The following is an 18,574-nucleotide window of genomic DNA, read 5'->3' as shown; positions in this document are numbered from 1 at the left end:
GCCGGTGGGGTCAGTCGGCCGGATGGGTGGGGTGCCAGAGCAGCACCGGGGCGTCCCGCTCGTAGGCCTTCCCGTCGGGGAAGCTCACCAGCTCGAACTGCATGCCCCAGGGGGACAGGAAGTAGACCCACCGCTGCCCCTCGCTGGCGTTGCTGCTGCGCGTCGGCTCCCCGAGCACGCGGATCCCGTTCGCGTGCAGGTGCGCCACGCCCGCGTCCATGTCGTCGACGTAGAACGCGAGGTGATGGCCGCCGAGATCGCTGTTCCGCGGCTGCGGGCGCTGCCCGTCCGCTGCGTCGTAGGAGAAGACCTCGAAGTTCGAGCCGTGTCCGCAGCGGTAGAAGTGCAGACGTCGCATGACTGTTCGGGGGTGCACGCCGAGACGCTCCTGCATCCAGTCGTCGTCCGGGTGCTCGAACGGGCCGAGCGAGTAGACGCGCTCGCAGCCGATGACCTGGGTGAAGAAGTGATCGGCCTCGTCCAGATCCGGCACGGTGAAGCCGATGTGGTCGGTGCCGCGCAGGCCGGGAAGCCCCATCCGATCCTCCTTGATTGGATACAACGTGCGGCCCACTGTACCCGATTTCGCGTATTTCGGGCGAGGGGCCGTTGAGATTGTCGCCAATGAGTCCATACACTGGCCTCGCTCGCCGCGACGCGGGCCCACCGACGACGTTGGGACGACCTGGACGATGCCGAAGCATGAACGACTCGAAGCAGCCGTGCCGTGGGTGCGTCTCGAAAGCACCCCGGAGGACTGGCGGGCGGCCGATCCGGCGCTGCTCGGGGGCATGCTGGCCGAGCTGCACCTGATCCGCGCGTTCGAGGAGACCGTGCTCGAGCTCGCGGGGGAGGGCCTCGTGCACGGGCCGGCCCACTCGAGCATCGGCCAGGAGGGCGGCGCGGTCGGCTCGATCATCGGCCTGCGATCGTCCGACGGCGTCAACGGGTCGCACCGGGGGCACCATCAGTTCCTCGCGAAGGCGCTCACCCACGTGACCGGGGGAGACCTGGACCTGAGCGCCCTCGTCACCGGCGACGTCGACCGGGTGCTGCAGCGGACGCTCGCCGAGATCCTGGGGCTCGCGCAGGGGTTCTGCGCCGGACGCGGGGGATCGATGCACCTGCAGTGGCTCGAAGCGGGCGCCCTCGGCACGAACGCGATCGTCGGTGGCGGTGTGCCGATGGGCGCGGGCAACTCCTACGCCCAGCGGCAGTCCGGAACGACGGATCTCACCGTCAGCTACTTCGGTGACGGCGCGGTGAACATCGGCTCCGTCCTGGAGACGATGAACCTCGCCGCCGCGTGGACGCTCCCCTTCGTCTTCTTCATCGAGAACAACCTCTACGCCGTGTCGACCACCGTGGCGGAGGCCACCGGCGAGCACCGCCTCTCCGGGCGCGGGCCGGGATTCGGCATCCCCTCCTGGCGGGTCGACGGCATGGATCCACTGGCCGTCCACCTCGCGATGACGGAAGTCGGCGACCGCATCCGAGGCGGTGGCGGTCCGGCGGTCGTCGAGGCGGAGGTGTACCGGTTCTTCCACCAGAACGGCCCGTACCACGGCAGCGCGTTCGGGTACCGCGCCAAGACCGAGGAGGCCGAGTGGCGTGCTCGCGACCCGTTGGAGCGCGTCGGGAGCGAGATGCTCGGGCTCGGCCTGATCGGCGAGGCGGAGATCGCCTCGGTGCGCACCCAGGCGGTCGAGGCGATGCGCGAGGTCGCCGATCGCCTCACCGAGCCCGATCCCGACGCCGCGGGCAAGCGGCGCATCCGGCCGGAGCTCTGGCCGGACCCCGAGTTCGTCGACGTCGGCATCCGCGGCGACGGCAGCGAGCTCGCCGGCGGGCGCTTCCTGGAGCCGCTCGACGACGAGGGACCGAAGGACAGCGGCAGGTTCGTCGACTTCGTCGCGGGTGTGATGGACCGGCGCATGGCCGAGGATCCGAGGATCATCGTGCTCGGCGAGGACGTGCACCGGTTGAACGGCGGCACGAACGGCGCGACGAAGGGCCTGGCCAAGGCCTACCCGGGCAGGGTGCTCGGCACCCCGATCAGCGAGAACGCGTTCGCAGGCCTGGCAGGAGGGGTGGCCCTCGACGGCCGGTTCCGGCCGGTGGTCGAGTTCATGTACCCCGACTTCCTCTGGGTCGCGGCCGATCAGGTGTTCAACCAGATCGGCAAGGCGCGCCACATGTTCGGCGGTGTCAACCCGGTCCCGCTCGTCCTGCGCACGAAGGTGGCGATGGGATCGGGATACGGCTCCCAGCACCTGATGGACCCGGCCGGGATCTTCTCGACCTCACCCGGGTGGCGGATCGTCGCCCCCTCGACCGCGGCGGACTACATCGGGCTCATGAACACCGCCCTCGCCCTCGACGACCCCGTTCTCGTGATCGAGCACGTCGACCTGTACGCCCTCCCGGAGGAGGCCCCGGCCGGTGATCTCGACTACCGGCTGCCGATCGGACGGGCTGCGGTCCGACGAGAGGGCGCGGACGTCACCGTGCTCAGCTATCTCTCGATGGTGCGGCACGCGCTCGAGGCAGTGCAGCAGACGGGCGTCGACGCGGAGGTGATCGACCTCCGCTGGCTGGACCGCGCCTCGATCGATTGGGACACGATCGGCGAAAGCGTCCGGAAGACCAACGCGGTCCTCATCGTCGAGCAGGGCGCCCTCGGCACCTCGTACGGCGGGTGGCTGGCCGACGAGGTGCAGCGGCGGTTCTTCGACTGGCTGGATCAGCCGGTGCTGCGCGTCACCGGCGGCGAAGCCAGCCCCAGCATCTCCAAGGTGCTGGAACGAGCCGCCATCGCCCGGACCGAGGAGGTCGTCCGCGGCCTCGAGGAGGCCGTGCGCCGGATGGGTGGACGCTGATGGCCACCGTGGTGCGCATGCCCGAGGTGCTCGCAGGTGCGTCGGAGGCCGCGATCCAGAGCTGGCTGGTGACCCCGGGCCAGTCGATCGGGGTGGGAGAACCGCTCGCCGAGGTCGAGACCGAGAAGGCCGTGGTCGAGTACGCGGCGGAGACGGAAGGCGTCGTTCTCGAGCTGCTCGTCTCAGAAGGCCAGCCGGTGGCGGTCGGCGAACCGATCGCGATCATCGGTGCGGCGGACGAGGCCACGCGGGTGCGGGAGGAGCCGGGACCGGCCGACGGCTCGCAGCAGCGTGCGCCCGAACCGGAGACGGCACCCGATCCCGAGCCGTCCCCGCTCGCCGACGCCCCTGACCTGCTGCCGAGCGAGCGGGGCGGGCACCGGGCCGCGGAGCGGCGCTTCGCGAGCCCGATCGTGCGGCGACTCGCTCGCGAACGGGGTATCGACCTCGCGCTCCTCACCGGAACCGGGCCCGACGGTCGCATCGTCCGGCGCGACCTCGAAGCGACGGCCGCCGGGCAAGGGGCCGCCGCATCGGAGACGAGGACGCCGACAGGCTCGCCGAAGCAGCCAGCGCCTTCGCCGGCCGTCCAGGCCGGCCCCGGCGGCCCACCCGCCGCCTTCGTCGATCTGCCACTCAGCGGGATGCGCCGCGCCATCGCCCGACGGCTCACCGAGAGCAAGACGACCATCCCGCACTTCTACGTCGTCGCGGACTGCCGAGTGGACGGGCTGCTCGACCTCCGTCGTCAGCTGAACGCGTTCGACGAGGTCCACATCTCGGTGAACGACCTCGTCGTCAAAGCCGCTGCCGGCGCCCTCATGGACGTGCCGGAGGCCAACGTGGCGTGGGCCGGGACCGCGGTCCGCCGCTTCGCCACCGCCGATGTGGCCATGGCTGTCGCGGTGCCGAACGGGCTCGTGACGCCCGTGCTCCGTGGAGTGGAGAGCATGTCCCTCACCCAGGTGAGCGCCGCAGCAGCGGACCTCGTCGCGCGAGCCAAAGCGGGCCGGCTGAAGCAGCACGAGCTCGAGGGTGGGAGCTTCGCCATCTCGAACCTCGGGATGTACGGCGTGAAGGAGTTCAGCGCCATCATCAATCCACCCCAGGCCGGCATCCTGGCCGTCGGCGCCGTCGCACAGCGGCCCGTGGTCGACGACGGTGCGCTCGGCGTCGGCAGTGTGATGACGGTGACGCTCTCCGCCGATCATCGCGTGATCGACGGCGCCGTCGCGGCGCGATGGACGGCTGCCTTCGTGCAGCGGATCGAGGAGCCGCTCCGCTTGCTGCTGTGAACCCGCGAGGGGGGCTCGGTGAGCCGGCCGTCGGGACACCCGAGGCCCTTCGCCTGACCGATCAGCGGCGACCCCGGCGACGGGCAGCCGTCGATGACGCAGGCGCACCACCTGTCGCCGGAGGCCTCACCGCCCGCTCGGCCGTCCACTTCCTCAAGGGTTGATCAGTACCGCCCTTCCATCATGGAACCGGCACCGAGGTGCCACCGCTCGGGTGTCCTCTCAGCACGCGCTTGCGCGGTCGAGGGGCCGGTCCAGCGGCGATGGCGTTCACCGATCGTGAGGAAGTGGGTCGTGGCCGGACTCGGTCGGGTCGAGAGCCCGCACGGCAGGCCGAGGGGCCGCCGGGTTCACGCGCGTCGTGCATCCACGTCCTCGCCACGTCCGGCTCACACGGGCCGACCATGAGGTCGATGACCTCGACCAGGAGGGCCCGCCGGCGCCCGGCCGTCGGCCTGGCACTCGTGCTCGTGGCGGCCCTGACCGGCTGCGCACCGCAGGGACCCTCGCCTTCGGACTCGGCGGCAGCCGCGCGGGTACCACGGTTCGATCACATCGTCATCGTCGTGGAGGAGAACAAGGCGCGCAGCCAGGTCGAAGGGATGCCCTTCCTCTCCGGCTTGGCACGGGGCGGAGCCACGTTCAGCGACTTCCGCGCCGAGACCCACCCGAGTCAACCGAACTACCTCGCCCTCTGGTCGGGGTCGTTGCAGGGCGTCGATTCCGACAGGTGCCCGGTGGACCTGGGCGACCAGCCGTCGCTCGGATCTCAGCTGCTCGCCGCGGGACGCTCCGTGAGCATCTACTCCGAGGGCCTTCCCCGCCCGGGATACACCGGGTGCGCCTCCGGCCGGTACGTGCGCAAGCACAATCCCCTCGCGGACTTCAGAGCGACGAGTGGCGCGAAGCACAATCTGCCGTTCCGTGCCTTCCCGACGAACTTCGCCGATCTTCCGTCGGTCTCGATGGTGGTCCCGAACCTCGATCACGACATGCACGACGGTTCCGTGTCTGCCGGCGACACGTGGCTGGCCGCCCATCTCTCCGCATACAGGGACTGGGCGCCGGCGCACAACTCGCTCCTGATCGTCACCTTCGACGAAGACGACGGGACGTCCCCCAATCGGATCCTCACGACGATCTACGGGGCGAACGTGAGGCCCGGCGTGTACGGGGAGACGGTGGATCACTATCGCCTGTTGCACACGGTGGAGGCCGCCTCCCGCCTCGGCCTGATCGGTGCCGCCGGCGCTCCGATCACCGACGTCTGGAAGTAGGGAGGCTCGGATCGGCTCGATCCGAGCCTCGACCGGTCGGCGCGCCGGTCCCACCGTCCGTCGTCGAGCAGATCGTGGGCCTGCCCTGCGCGGGCGCTACTCCACGGCCAGAGCGGTCACCGGCGAGACCGCGGTGGCGCGCCGAGCGGGCACGAGTGAGGCGAGAACCGCCAGGACGGCTGCAGCGACCAGCACGACCACGACGAGGACGAGCGGGATCGTCGGAAGGAAGTAGCCGCCGATGTGGTGATCCGACGACAGAGCGGTGAGCGCGGCCGCCCAGCCGTAGACGACGCCGAGCACGAGACCGACGGCGCCGCCGGCGATGGTGAGCTGCAGGCTCTCGACCAGCACCATCACCCGGATCTGGCGCCGGTCGAGTCCGAGGGCGCGCAGCAGACCGATCTCGCGACGCCGCTGGAGCACGCTCAGCGACAGGCTGTTGACCAGTCCCACGGCGGCGATCGCGAGCGAGAACCCGATCAGCACGCCGAGGATGCCGAGGACGAGCGCGACGAAGTTGTTGTCGCTCGCCGCCTCCTGCGGCGGCGCGGAGGCCGCGACGGCGCCCGCTTCTGTGTTGAAGCAGGCCGCCGCGACAGCGAACATCGTGACCAGCGTCACGCCGATCACGAGCCCGACGGTGGACCGTGCGCTGCGTGCCGGATGACGCAACGCGTTCGCTCTGGCCAGTGCGACCGGAGCGGAGCGCCCGAAGAGGCCGCCGACGATGCGGAGCACGGGTGGGAGGAAGCTCGACGAGCCGAGGACGAAGCCGAGGAAGCTCAACGCCCCGCCCGGGGCGGCGACGAACAGTCCGAACGGCGTCCTCGACCCGATCGCCACTCCCGCGAGCAGGATCAGCAGCCCTCCACCGAGGCAGGTGTAGCCGATCCATGGGTGGGACCGGCGGCGCAGGTCGGCTTGCGAGGCCTCCTGGCTGGTTCCCGTCGCCTCCAGCGGGGTGACCGCTGCCACACGCCGAGAACCGAACCATGCCGCGGCACCGGTCGTGACGATCGAGACGCCGACGGGCGCGAGCAGCAGGGGTGTCCACAGCGGTGACGGTGCGGGCACGAAGGTGCCGGCTGCAGTCAGGGCCGAGACGAGGATCCCGGCCACGGTGAGCCCGACGGCGGTCCCCAGCACCCCGCCGACCGCCCCGACGATGACGCCTTCCAGCGCCACGCCCCGGCGCAGCGTGCGCCCCTCGGCTCCGAGCAGACGGAGCAGAGCGATACGTCGTGCACGGGCGGTCATCACGATGCCGAAGGTGTTCGCGATGACGATGCACGAGACGAAGATCGCCACGAACAGGAACACCGAGCCGAGGACATCGAGCAGGAGCCGCACGAATCCGTGGCGCGTGAACCCGCCTGCCGACGACTGGCTGCCGAGCACCCGGTCCGTCTCGATGACGATGGTGGCCAGCACGGCTCCGATCGTCGTCACGATCACGGTCGCGACGTACTGTGCGGGGGCGACCCGCAGCTCACGCAGCGTGAGGCGGATCACCGGTGACCGGCCAGTTCGAGCACCATCTCGGACAGCGTCGACGCGTCCGTCTTCCCGACGTCGTGCACGATCGATCCGTCGGAGATGAAGACGACCCGGTCCGCATGAGCGGCGGCCGCCGCGTCATGCGTGACGAGCACGACCGCCTGCCCGTGGTCGCGGGTCGCGGCCTGGAGCATGGAGAGGACCTCGCGGCCCGTCCGTGAGTCGAGGTTGCCGGTGGGCTCGTCCGCGAAGATCAGCCGGGGCCGGATCGCCAGCGCTCTCGCGATCGCGACGCGCTGCTGCTGGCCACCGGACAACTGGTGCGGCCGCCGGGCGAGCAAGGGCGTCAATCCGAGCTCCGCCGTCCGCTCGTCGATCCAGCGGCGCCGTCCCGCGTCGAGCTTCGTGCCCGCGAGGTCGAACGGCAGGAGCACGTTCTCGAGAACGGTCAAGGTCGGCACCAGGTTGAACGCCTGGAACACGAACCCGATCTCGGTCCGACGCAGGGCGGTGAGCCGGTGGTCGTCCATCGCGGTGATGTCGAGGTCGCCGTACCAGACGGACCCGGAGGTGGGCTTGTCCAGACCGGCCAGCAGGTGCATCAGGGTCGACTTGCCCGAACCACTCGGGCCCATGATCGCCGTGAGCCGCCCCACCTCGATGTCGAGATCGACCTCCCGCAGCGCGGCGACCTCGCCCCCGCCGTCGCCGTAGACCTTCCGCAGCCCGCGTGCTCGTACCGCCGACGTTCGCTCGCTCATCCGGTGCATCAACTCCTGCTCGCTCGAGCCCCGACCGGGGCTGGGATCCCGATCGGGGCGAGAGCGACCGTACGGACGGCCTGCAGAGAATCCGGCAAGAAACGGTCCGACCGCGGTCCGGACCGCGCAGCAGCGACCGCGGAGCACCCGGACGGTGCGACTCAGCGGGTCGCGACCACCCCGCCGATCCCACACCGCCGAAGCCGTGCGACCAGGAGGCCCACGACCACCAGTTCGATCAGTGCCACGGGACCGTCACCCGACCCGAGGCCTCCTCGGCCGGTGGGCAGAGCGATCCAGTCCGAAAGCGATGCTCCGAGCGGTCGAGCGAGCACGTACGCGCACCAGAACGCCACCACGGGATCCAGGCCGAGTGCGCGGCGGGTGATCACGGGCAGCAGGAGCAGGGCCGCGAACGCGATGCCGGAATCCACGTACCCGAGCTGCAGCGCCACCGCCGTCCAGTCGGCCACCACCGTCCCGAGTGCGACCGTTGCCAGCCCCGCACCCCAGAAGTACAGCTCCCTTCGGACCGTGGAGACCTGTCCCGCCGCCACGGTGCCCTCGCTGCGACGCCAGATCAGGAGGACGACGCCGAGGACGACCGCGAGCTCCGCGCTGAGAAGGCTGTCCGAGAGCCCGAGCGACCGGCGCAGCACGCCGGCACCGGTCGCCCCGGCCACGCTCACTGCCAACGTGGCCGCCCAGTACACCCACGCGACGCGAGGACCGCGGATCCGCAGTGCCAGCATCGCGCCGGCGACGGCCACGGTGATCAGCACGAGGCCCGGTGCCGGGGCGACGCCGACGAGGAAGTCGGACGCCGTCTCACCGAATCCCATCGTCAGCACCGTGAGCACCCAGAAGGACCGCGTCGCGGATGGCACCCGACTCGGGCGGCCGTCCGTCGCGTCGTCGCGACCGAAGGCGAAGGGCTCACTCATGGCAGGACGGCCTGGAGCGCCGGACCCGGAGACTATGAGCCGAGCGCGCCCGGCCGCGGCCCCACAGCAGCGGCCGCCTTCCGGCGCCGTCTGCCGGAGAGACCACGGAACGCTCGGATGACGCCCCATACGGTGACCCGTCGCATGGCTTCGACCACGATCGAGCGGCTCATCTTGCTCGAGCCCTGTTCCCGTTCGACGAAGGTGATCGGCACCTCTCGAACCAGCAGCTCGGCATCACCTGCCCGAAGGGCGAGTTCGACCTGGAAGCAGTACCCCTCGCTGCGGACCGTGGCCAGGTCGAGCGCCTGCAACGCAGTCGATCGGTACGCGCGGAACCCGCCGGTGATGTCCCGCCAGGCGACCCGCAGCATCACCCGCGCATACAGATTGCCCGCCCGTGACAGGAGCCGGCGGGGCCAAGGCCAGTTGACGGTCTCGCCGCCCTCCATCCATCTCGTGCCGAGCACGACGTCGGCCTCCTGCAGGGCCGCGAGCAGGCGCGGAAGATCTTCGGGCCGATGCGAGCCGTCGGCGTCCATCTCGACGACGACGTCGAACCCGTGGTCGAGGCCCCAGCGGAATCCCGCCAGGTAGGCCGCACCGAGACCGCCCTTGCCCGTCCGGTGCAGCACATGCACCCGCGGGTCACGAGCAGCGAACCCATCCGCGATCGCACCCGTTCCGTCAGGACTGTTGTCGTCGATGACGAGCACCTCGACCTCCGGCGCCACGGCAGCGATCCTCGGAAGCAGGACCGGGAGCGACTCGGCTTCGTTGTAGGTCGGCACGCACACGAGCGTGCTCGTCGAGATCTCCGCATCGGAGGACATGAAGGGCCTTTCGGGTGAGGCTTCAGTGGGTGACGGCGTGAAGAGTCCAGGACCCCGACCGGGCGAGCACGCGCCCCGAGTCCACCGAGCGCGTGCTCGCTGCATCGAGCTCGGTCGCGCTCCGGTGGATGACGACCGCCTCGCCCGACAACAGGTAGTGGGTCACGTCCGCCTGCCATGCCGCGTTCTGCTTCCGCACGACCACGTGACCCGCGACGCGGACCGAATCGCGGTCGTAGGTGTACCCGGTGACATCGGGCCACACCGTGCAGTGGTGGGAGAGATCCCGCGAGAGCACGTCGAGCGCCGCCAGGATCTGCGGATCGTCGGACACGACGCAGCCGGCCACCTGCTGCGCCGCCGGCCGGAGCGCGGCGGCGGGGATCGGCGAGCTGGGCCGAGAGAGCTGCACCTCGCGCAGGTTCAACGTCACGAGTGCCGCTAGGAGCACCATCGCGAGAAGCGCCCTCACCCGACGAGATCGGACCGCCCTGAGCATGCGCGAGACACCGACGGCGACGGTGAGGACGACCCACGGCGCCGACAAGGCTGCGTAGTGCAGGAAGAACGACGGGCTGACCAGGAGCACCACCCCGGTGACGATCCCGGTGACCGGGAACAGTCGCGCCCCGCGGACCGTCAGTGCCACTGCTGCGCAGACGATGACTCCGAGGAGGAGGCCGAGGCCGACTTTGTGAACGCTCAAGAGCGCGGACCAGGGCTCGCTGAGATGCAGGTTCGTCGCGCCGAGGTACGTCGAGGCCCGCTTGAACGGCGAGTGAGCCGTGTCCCGCGGACGCCCGAGCTGGTCGAGCACGACCTGTCGGACCATGTTCGCGGGACTGCCGATGAGGAACGGCAGGTAGATGGCGGACGCGGTGATGGCGACCCCGGCGAGGAAGCGGAGCGCCGAACGCCAGTGGAAGGCGGCGATCAGGGCGACCGGCACGACGTACCAGATCCGCATCCCGATCGCCACGCCGGCGGCGGCCCCGGCGAGCATCATCCCGACCTGTGGTCTCCTCCAGGCCCGATCAGCGAGGAGCACGGCGACGAGGAGGCCGCAGGTTCCCAGCGGTTCGAGGAGGGTGCTCCGCTCCGTGAATGCGGCCGGGAAGTAGACGGCGTAGCCGATTCCTGCGAGCGCCGAGGCCACGAGACCGAACCGGCGGACGATCGCCATGGCCAGACACGCGTTCAGCGCACCGATGCCGATGAAGCACAGCCGGGCCGCGACGACGCCGTACGGATCGTGCGTGATCGAACCGAACCAGGCGAACGGTGCCAATGCGACGATCGTGCCGGGAGGTTGGAGGAGCAGGAAGTCGCGATAGGGCAGCCGGCCGTGGACGAGCGCGTCGGCCGCCGCGTAGTAGACGCCGTCGTCATACCCGTCCGCCCCGTCCAGACCGCCGGTCTGGATGAGCAGCCGCACCCGGACGAAGAATGCGATCCCGGCCACGCCGACCACAGCGACGACCCAGAACCACCGCGGCAGGGCGAGACCCGCCGCCACGGGTGCGCTGACCCGCGACATCGGCCGCCGTGCGGCGACCACGGCCGTCACGCGCGACGCCCCGCTGAGAGGAGGACGCCGGAGGTCGAGGATGAGCGCACCCCACCACGCTGCGCCCGTTCCGCTAAGACCCCTCTGACTTCCGGCTGTTAGGCGGGCGAATGAGGTTTCTGGCCAGGTTCGATTCAGGAAGGCGGCCTCAGGCGATCCCGAAGCGGGACAAGCTCCGAGACCGCTGGGCATCGAGATGTGTGCGTCGCCCGGAGGCGAGCACCTTGCTGAAGTCTCAGCGCCCGGTCGATAGCAAGGACGTCATGAACGCCTCCTACGCCTCATCCGCCTCCGGGCAAGGGCAGTCGCCGCCCTCGCCGGGCCGGCAGCTGGTCGAGGTCGGCGGCATCTCGGGGGCTCGCTCGGCCGCCCACAGCAACCCGCCGGGCGAGGTGACCGATGGATGACGCGGAGCAGTCGAAGGACGCCCGACTCACCGTACGGAGTCTCGGGGTCGCGTCCTGCCTCCGGGTCGGGGTCATCGCCGGGGCGGGTATCGGGATCGTGGTGTTCCTCGTGACGTTCCTCGGATGGCAGATGATCGTGCCGGCCGTGCTGCAAGCCGTCGACGCTGCGTTCGCGGGGTCACGGGCCTTGCTGGGCGGTGTGCTCGGCCCGGGCCAGGGCCTCGTCGTGTCCGCGCTGATCGGGCTGTCCGCCGCCGTGCTCGCGGTTCTCGCAAGTGTCCTGGTTCCGCTGTTCTACACGTTCGTCGCCCGGCGGACGGGCGGCGTCCGCGTCGTCCTCGCGCCCGGCGAATAGGCGCGCCCGCCCGCGAGGCGGGAACAGAGGGCGCGCTCCCAGACGCAGGACGCACGCGCCATGAGGTCCGGCGCACGTGAAGACCCTCCCGGGGAAGCGCGCATCGGGCTCAGCCTCGAGCTGGGAGCGCCGACGAGCCGGCGTACGGCGGACGCGGCAGTCGCTCCCGAAGGCGGAGCCACCGAGCCCAGCGAAGCCGGCGGCCGGTCCACCGCCCGGCCGGTCGGACGGCGCTGTCCCCGTGAGCGTCACGCGACGGACGCGCGGATGACCGTCGCTCCCGACGCACGGGGGAGGGGGCTGCATCGGTGCGGCGGCCCGCCGCTTCGTTGAGCGCAGGCGCAGGGGCGACGAGTGCGTGACCGGGCCGCTGCGGCGCGACGAGCGGCCAGACGACGAGTGCGAGCAGCGCGATCGTCCGTACGATCGCGACCGGCGTCGGCGAGTGCAGCGGGAGGTACTGCGGCGCGTGCACGAGCACCAGCACGATCAGCGTGGCCACCGGAACGACCGCGGTGACGTCGACGAGTACCGCGCCGAGCAGGAGGCCGGCGTCGTAGTAGCCCCTGACCCCCGGATCCAGGAGCAGGCGGAAGGCGACGACGACCAGCACCGCGCTCGGCCATCGCCCTCGACGCACAGCGAGCGCGGCGAGCGCCACCCCGCCCGCGAACTGGACCGACCGGCACCAGGCGGGGGTGAGACGGTCGGGCACGCCGAGGAGGCGAAGGGTCGATCGCGGATCGATCGGGAACCGGAAGTGCAGGACGTTCACCGTATGCGGGTCGGCGAGGAAGAACGGCGCCCAGGCGACCGCCACGGTGACGGCGAGCACGGCGGCCGCGGCGAGTCGATGGCGACGATCGGCGACCAGCAGGACGGCGGCGAACGGCAGCACCCAGGGCTTGAAGTCGACTCCGATCCCGAGCGCGAGGGCAGCCGCCTCGGGCCGGCCGTTTCGCAGAAGACGAAGCGCAGCAGCGGAGCTTGCGAGCGCGAACGCGTCGTCCACGTGACCGTTGTGGACCGCGACGACGCTCCATCCGATCAGCAGGCCGGCACTGGTGACCAACCACCGGCGCTGTCCGAGGCGGTCGCCCGGGTCGAGGAGGAGCCGGAGTTCCCGGACGGTGAACAGCCCGATGACGAGCAGCATCACCATCGCAGCCCCTTTGCCCGTGATGCCGGTCAGCAGCAGGACGAAGGGCGCCGACACCACCAGGGTGAGCGGGCCCATCTGCACCTCGGGGTGCAGCGCGTAGAAGTGCAGACCCTGGGGCGAGAACAGGACGGTCGATCCGACCCGGATGTACTGCCAGGACGCGAAGGTGGGGGCGATGAGAGCTTGGGCGAATGCGGTCGCCAGCAGAACGACGAGGAGGGCGGGCCACGGCCGGGCCGCCAACGCGTCGAGCGCCCGGGTCAGGCGGACGGGGCGCATGGGTGGCGCCAGGGTCTTGGGCATGGTCGCAGGCTCCAGCACGCCTTCTGTCGGCCGCATGACCACGTGAGCGGGCAGCGCCGCCCGCGGCGAGGCCCTTCACGAGAACGGCAACCCGGGCAGGACCGCGCTCATGGCGCCCCCGCTGGCCGCATTCCCTGACTCGGCTCCGATGATGCAGGACGCCACGGTGGCCGTGGTGTGTCGCTTCAACCGGGCGCTGATCCAGAGGATCCGCGCCCTTCGGCGTGCATTTCCGGCACGCTCCCGTCCGCTCGGCCGCGCTCGGGTGGCTCGGGAGTTCGGTGACCGGAGCGTCGACGTGCGCGACCTGGGGGCGCGATCGGGCCTCGATCCCGGACACCTCATCCGCGTCCTGCGCGCGCTCGAGGACGATGGGCTCGTTCAGGTGGGCACCAGTTCGGGACGAGTCGAACGCCCACCCGGACGAAGCTCTGTACCGCTCGGCCGGCTACCACGATGTCCCCGCCTCGAACGGATCCCGGCCCCCGGATCCATCCGATGCGGGTCTCCCGCCACGGCCGCTGCAGCGCGGATCGGGGCGGTGATCGGCTCGAGGGCGGGGTAGCCGGAGCCCTTGCCCCGACGCCCTTCAGGTCGACTCCGGCGGGACGCCCCGGTAGCGGGACTCAGGTCGAAGGCGGAGCGGCCGCTTCGAGTACTCGTCGAGAACGTGGGCTGTCCACCCGGCCGTCCTGCCGATCGCGAAGACGGCCTGGGCTGCGCCATGCGTCCCTCCCGCACCGACGCTCAGTGCCGCCAGGGCGAGATCGACGTTGGCGTCGCGGTGGAGTCGCGCTCGGACGACTCCACGCAACTGATCGACCGCCTGCATCACGTCCCGGTAGTGGGACAGCTCCCGCATCCGCTCGAACAACGCTGTGGCGCGCGGATCCTCCCCCGTGTAGACGAGGTGCCCGAACCCGGGCGTTCCTCGGCCTGCCGCGACCTGCCGCGACAGGGCGGCCGCCGGGCGCCCGGTCCGCATCGTCTCGGCGATCAGCTCCCACGCAGCGATGCTGACCGACCCGTGCAGAGTGCCGCTCAAGGCGCCGAGGGCAGCGATGACGCACCCGTACAGGTCCGCGCGGGCCGACGCGGCCACCCGCGCTGCCATGGTCGAGGCGGCGAGGTCGTGGTCGATGCAGAGCACCAGCGCCGCGTTGAGCAACGCGATGTCGCCCGGCTCTGGCGCCCGGCCGGCGATGCTCAGCCACAGGCTGTCGGCGATCGTCCCGGCCGCGGTCCGCGACGCCGGCCGGTTCAACGTCTCCGCGAAGCGTTTGAGGAGTCCCCGGGAGGCACGCAAGACGGCGTCACGCTCGAGCTCCTGGCGATGGGCGTCCTGCGTGGCCGCCAGCACCGTCGCCACGATCAGTCGATCCAGCGCGCTGCGCTCGGTGCCGAGGAGCGCGTCGGTGTCGGGCGATGCCTTGGGCCGACGTTGTGTCTCCGCCGCGCCGAGAGGCTCGGGAGGGACCCCTCCGCTCCAGAAGAAGGTCACTGCCTCCTCGAACGGACGGCGGGCCAACTCCGCCGCCGGGACGCCTCGGAAGTGGAGCGCGTCCTGGGTGAGCAGGGTGAGATCCCAATCGAGCACCATCAGCGGGCGTCCGGGCATCGCCTGGCCGGGCGCGCGGGCGCGCCTCGCGGAGCCGTTCGCTGCGAACGACTCGATCTCCAGCGGATCGAACGTCGATCCACCGGCCTCGCCACGCACGCTGGCGATGAGGCCGCGCGCCACGTAGGCGTACAGCGTCGCCCGCTTCACTCCGAGGCGCGCCGCTGCTTGAGCCGTCGTCAGCCTCGGCAGCGCATCGCTCATCGTGGCCCTCGCATGTTGATCGGATCAATATCCGGTTGCTCCTGATCAACATATCTGCTGGGCTTCGCTCCCATCGTGGAAGGAGGCTCCAATGCGGCTCGTGGACCGGATGGACAACACCCCGATCGAGGTCCCGCGCGGTCTGACCAATGTGGTCGTCACAGAGACGGAGCTCAGCGACGTCCGCGGTCAGGAGGGCTTCTTCCACTACCGCCAGTACTCCGCCACCGACCTCGCCCGGCAGTGCACGATCGAGCAGGTGTGGGGCCTGCTGCTCGACGGCGAGTTGCTCGCGCCCGGTCACATGCATCCCTTCAGCGATTCGGTGCGCTCCGCCTCCGCGTTGTCGTCCAGCCTGAGCTCCCATCTACCGGGCCTCGCCCGGTCGGCTTCAGACGGGGATCCCATCGCCCTGCTGAAGACGGCGCTCGCGCTCGACGGAGCGCAACGCAAGACGCCACCGCTGTACGACCAGGAGCCCGGCGAGCGGCGAGACGCGGTGATCGCGGTGGCCGCCGAGTTCCCGACCCTCACCGCCGCCCTCTGGCGCCTGCGGAGAGGCCTGCCGGCGGTCGCCCCGCGGGGTGATCTCGGCTACGTGGCCGACTACCTCTTCATGCTCACCGGATCCGAGGCCGCGGACGAGCATGTCGCCGCGCTCTCGGCATACCTGGTCGCAGCCATCGACCATGGGTTCAACGCCTCGACCTTCACCGCCCGCGTCATCGCGTCGACAGGAGCAGATGCGACCTCATGCTTCCTCGGCGCGCTCGGTGCGCTCTCGGGACCGCTCCACGGCGGGGCGCCGAGCCGGGCGCTCGAGACCCTGGACGCGATCGGTCACCCGGACAACATCGACGCCTGGGTCACCGCACAGATCTCGGACGGCAAGCGGATCATGGGGTTCGGCCATCCCGTGTACCGGACGGAGGACCCCCGTTCCGCCTTGATGAAGGAGGTCGCGCTCCGGTTCGACAGCCCTCGAGTCCGGTTCGCCGTCCAGGTCGAAGAGCGCGTCACCGGTCTTCTCGCCGAGCTCAAGCCCGGCCGGCACCTCCACGCCAACGTCGAGTGGTACGCCGCGATCGTCATGGAGATCTGCGGCATCCCACCCGAGCTGTTCACCTCGACGTTCGCCTGTGCCCGTGCGCTCGGCTGGGCCGCGAACATCCTCGAGCAAGCCCGCGACCCCAAGATCATCCGACCATCCGCGCGCTACGTCGGCGAACCCGCGCCCGTCCCGATCCCTGCCGGAGTGCTGTAGGTCGGCCCTCGACCCCCGATGAGATGGCCGCGATCGACGCGCTCGATGAGAACAAGCGCCTGCGGACCGGTCACCACGGCAGGGGCGAGAGATGTCGGCCATCCTGGCGACCGCGATGCATCAGGAGGAGCCACGGGTCGAGCCGGCGGCACTGCCGTCCCTGAAGGGTGGGTCGACACCAGGAGACGGCGTGTCCTCCGCCCCATGGACCGCAGGTCTAGCGTCGAGCTCAGGCGGGCCCGACGGTCCTGCCTCGCTGTGAAGGGGAGGTTCTCGTGCCCGAGCATGCAGCCGCGATCGAGACCCGGGACATCGTTCGCCCGCCCGCAGAGCTGGTCCATCGTCTGCGTGCGATCGGCAGCGCCACGATCAGCGGAGAGCTGAACCGCTTGGGTGTCCGTAGTGCGGCGATCACCGGTCCCGTGCCACGCACGCCGGGCGCGGTCGTGGCGGGTCCGGCGCTCACCCTGCAGTGCTTGCCGAAGCGGGAGGACCTCTACCCGGTGGACGAGTACGCCGACCCGGAGCGTCAGCTGCACCGGCACGTGCTGTACCACACGCGCCCCGGCGACGTCGTCGTCGTGGACGCGCGGGGGGACATGACCAGCGGCATATTCGGCGAGATGATGCTGACGTACTTCGTCGGCCGCGGCGGGATAGGAGTCGTCGTCGACGGCTGCATCCGCGACTTCGGGGCCGCGAGCAGGCTGCCGCTGGGCCTGTGGGTCCGCGGCGCCACGCCGAACTTCCATTCGCAGACGAACGTCGTCCCACACGCCGTGAACACGACGATCGCATGCGGTGGAACCACTGTCGTGCCTGGAGACATCATCGTGGCGGACGACGACGGCGCGATCGTGGTGCCCATCGGCCTCGCCCAGGCGGTCGCGAACGCGGGCGGCGAGCATGCGGACTGGGAGGAGTTCTCGCGCACCCGGTTGGCGGAGGGCGGCGACCTGCAGCGCTACTACCCGCTCTCGGACGCCGCTCGCCCCGAGTACGACGCGTGGCGTGGACAGCATGCGGAGCGGCGAAGGAGTGCCTCGTGAGGATCACTGCGGTGGTGCCCTGGCTGGTGCGCGCACCTGGCACGTTCTGGGGCGAGTACCTCTTCGTGGAGGTGCGGACCGACGAGGGCTTGTCGGGATGGGGCGAGGTCACCACGACGACGCACGCAGCCGACCGCGCGGTGGCGGCGACGTTGCGGCAGGTCGAGGACCTCGTGCTCGGCGACGACCCCCGCCGCATCGAGGACACCTGGAACAAGGTGTTCCGCGCATTCACCTACGCGGGGAGCCGCGGCGTCGCGACCCTGGTGACGAGCGCGATCGACATCGCGCTGTGGGACCTGCAGGGCAAACGTCTGGGTGTGTCGGTCGCAACGCTGCTGGGCGGCGCAGTCCGCGACGAGCTGGCGATCTACACCCACCCCGATCAGTCCCGCTTCGTCACGCGAGACGGCCTGGAGCAGGAGCTGAGAGCGATCGTGGAGTCGGGGCACGACGCCATAAAGGTGGACCCGTTTCCGCATCTGGACGGTGCGCGACCCGCGAACGATCGCTACCTGGACGGTGGCCTGAGCCGAGCGGGCGAGCGGACGGCGGTGGAGCTGACTGCTGCGATCCGGGAGGTGATCGGCCCGGACGTGGAGCTGCTGATCGACGCTCACGCCCGCTTCGACGTCCCGACCGCGGTGCGGCTCTGCAACGCGCTCCAGGAAGCGGGTTGCATCGACTGGTTCGAGGAGCCGGTGCCGCCGGAGAGCCTGGGCGCGCTGCGGCAGGTGAGGGAGCAGGTGTCGGTGCCGATCGCGGTCGGCGAGCGCATGCACACCCGATGGGACTTCGCCGAGGTGCTGCACGACGGTCTGGCTGAGTACGTCATGCCGGATGTCACCTGGACCGGCGGTATCTCGGAGATGAGGAAGATCGCATCGCTGGCCGAGACGTACTTCGTGCCGATCACGCCGCACGATGCGAGCGGGCCCGTGAACCTCATGGCGGCCGCGCAGGTGATGCTGACCGTGCCGAACTTCTACCGGATGGAGACGGCCGCCTACGATCTCAGCGCCTACGAGCGGTTCCTCACGCACCCGCTGGACAACTCCGGCGGACGCCTCCACGTCACAGGCGAGCCGGGACTGGGGATCGAGATGGACCTCGGGTACCTCCGCGGCAATGTGCTCGACGGGTTCGGCGACGTCTG

15 protein-coding genes are annotated in these 18,574 nt (G+C 70.6%); 7 read left to right on the top strand and 8 right to left on the bottom strand.

Annotated features, from left to right (window positions below; all coding sequences use genetic code 11):
- Positions 1 to 10: 10 nt before the first annotated feature.
- A complete protein-coding gene (locus tag JWQ92_RS06740) occupies positions 11 to 538 on the bottom strand; it encodes a VOC family protein (protein ID WP_297343701.1) in 528 nt (175 codons plus the stop codon).
- Positions 539 to 692: 154 nt separating this feature from the next.
- On the opposite strand from JWQ92_RS06740, the gene JWQ92_RS06735 reads away from it, so the two are divergent.
- The 3 genes from JWQ92_RS06735 (at position 693) to JWQ92_RS06725 (ending at position 5,451) form a co-directional block, all read left to right on the top strand.
- Entirely contained in the window at positions 693 to 2,879 is a 2,187-nt protein-coding gene (locus tag JWQ92_RS06735; protein WP_297343700.1) for a thiamine pyrophosphate-dependent enzyme, read from the top strand.
- Positions 2,879 to 4,174 carry a dihydrolipoamide acetyltransferase family protein gene (locus JWQ92_RS06730; RefSeq protein WP_297343699.1) on the top strand — a complete coding sequence of 432 codons (1,296 nt, stop codon included), beginning with the start codon at positions 2,879 to 2,881 and terminating at the stop codon, positions 4,172 to 4,174. The genes JWQ92_RS06735 and JWQ92_RS06730 overlap by 1 nt, the downstream gene beginning before the upstream one ends.
- A 413-nt stretch (positions 4,175 to 4,587) precedes the next feature.
- Positions 4,588 to 5,451 (top strand): alkaline phosphatase family protein, encoded by an 864-nt coding sequence (locus JWQ92_RS06725; protein WP_297343698.1) that lies wholly within the window; start codon positions 4,588 to 4,590, stop codon positions 5,449 to 5,451.
- Between the two features lie 96 nt (positions 5,452 to 5,547).
- Here JWQ92_RS06725 and JWQ92_RS06720 read toward each other — a convergent pair whose 3' ends face one another.
- The 5 genes from JWQ92_RS06720 to JWQ92_RS06700 all read right to left on the bottom strand — a co-directional run bounded on the left by JWQ92_RS06720 (position 5,548) and on the right by JWQ92_RS06700 (position 11,056).
- A complete protein-coding gene (locus tag JWQ92_RS06720; protein ID WP_297343697.1) occupies positions 5,548 to 6,966 on the bottom strand; it encodes an ABC transporter permease in 1,419 nt (472 codons plus the stop codon).
- Complete coding sequence (locus JWQ92_RS06715; protein ID WP_297343696.1) at positions 6,963 to 7,712, bottom strand: ABC transporter ATP-binding protein; 750 nt, start codon at positions 7,710 to 7,712, stop codon at positions 6,963 to 6,965. The genes JWQ92_RS06720 and JWQ92_RS06715 overlap by 4 nt, the downstream gene beginning before the upstream one ends.
- Positions 7,713 to 7,873: 161 nt before the next feature.
- A complete protein-coding gene (locus JWQ92_RS06710) occupies positions 7,874 to 8,656 on the bottom strand; it encodes a hypothetical protein (protein WP_297343695.1) in 783 nt (260 codons plus the stop codon).
- Positions 8,657 to 8,688: 32 nt separating this feature from the next.
- Positions 8,689 to 9,489 carry a polyprenol monophosphomannose synthase gene (locus JWQ92_RS06705; RefSeq protein ID WP_297343694.1) on the bottom strand — a complete coding sequence of 267 codons (801 nt, stop codon included), beginning with the start codon at positions 9,487 to 9,489 and terminating at the stop codon, positions 8,689 to 8,691.
- A 22-nt stretch (positions 9,490 to 9,511) separates the two neighbouring features.
- Positions 9,512 to 11,056, bottom strand: coding sequence for a hypothetical protein (locus JWQ92_RS06700; RefSeq protein ID WP_297343693.1), 1,545 nt, complete (start codon positions 11,054 to 11,056; stop codon positions 9,512 to 9,514).
- 399 nt (positions 11,057 to 11,455) lie between these two features.
- Here JWQ92_RS06700 and JWQ92_RS06695 point away from each other — a divergent pair, with 399 nt between their 5' ends.
- Positions 11,456 to 11,818, top strand: a complete 363-nt coding sequence (locus JWQ92_RS06695; RefSeq protein WP_297343692.1) for a DUF3566 domain-containing protein — start codon at positions 11,456 to 11,458, stop codon at positions 11,816 to 11,818.
- Positions 11,819 to 11,927: 109 nt separating this feature from the next.
- On the opposite strand, the gene JWQ92_RS06690 is transcribed toward JWQ92_RS06695, so the two are convergent.
- Entirely contained in the window at positions 11,928 to 13,283 is a 1,356-nt protein-coding gene (locus tag JWQ92_RS06690) for a hypothetical protein (RefSeq protein WP_297343691.1), read from the bottom strand.
- A 589-nt stretch (positions 13,284 to 13,872) separates the two neighbouring features.
- Positions 13,873 to 15,105 carry a citrate synthase gene (locus tag JWQ92_RS06685; RefSeq protein WP_297343690.1) on the bottom strand — a complete coding sequence of 411 codons (1,233 nt, stop codon included), beginning with the start codon at positions 15,103 to 15,105 and terminating at the stop codon, positions 13,873 to 13,875.
- 91 nt (positions 15,106 to 15,196) lie between these two features.
- On the opposite strand from JWQ92_RS06685, the gene JWQ92_RS06680 reads away from it, so the two are divergent.
- From JWQ92_RS06680 to JWQ92_RS06670, 3 genes are all read left to right on the top strand, one after another.
- Complete coding sequence (locus tag JWQ92_RS06680; protein WP_297343689.1) at positions 15,197 to 16,369, top strand: citrate/2-methylcitrate synthase; 1,173 nt, start codon at positions 15,197 to 15,199, stop codon at positions 16,367 to 16,369.
- 275 nt (positions 16,370 to 16,644) lie between these two features.
- Positions 16,645 to 17,418 (top strand): ribonuclease activity regulator RraA, encoded by a 774-nt coding sequence (locus tag JWQ92_RS06675; protein ID WP_297343688.1) that lies wholly within the window; start codon positions 16,645 to 16,647, stop codon positions 17,416 to 17,418.
- Positions 17,415 to 18,574 (top strand): mandelate racemase/muconate lactonizing enzyme family protein (locus JWQ92_RS06670; protein WP_297343687.1); only part of this gene is annotated, 1,160 nt, incomplete at its 3' end. The genes JWQ92_RS06675 and JWQ92_RS06670, both read left to right, overlap by 4 nt.

It is taken from the genome of Amnibacterium sp., from assembly GCF_025463795.1.
Lineage (GTDB): Bacteria > Actinomycetota > Actinomycetes > Actinomycetales > Microbacteriaceae > Amnibacterium.
The sequence above is the reverse complement of the archived record's forward strand: the minus strand, read 5'-3'. Positions and strand labels throughout refer to the sequence as shown.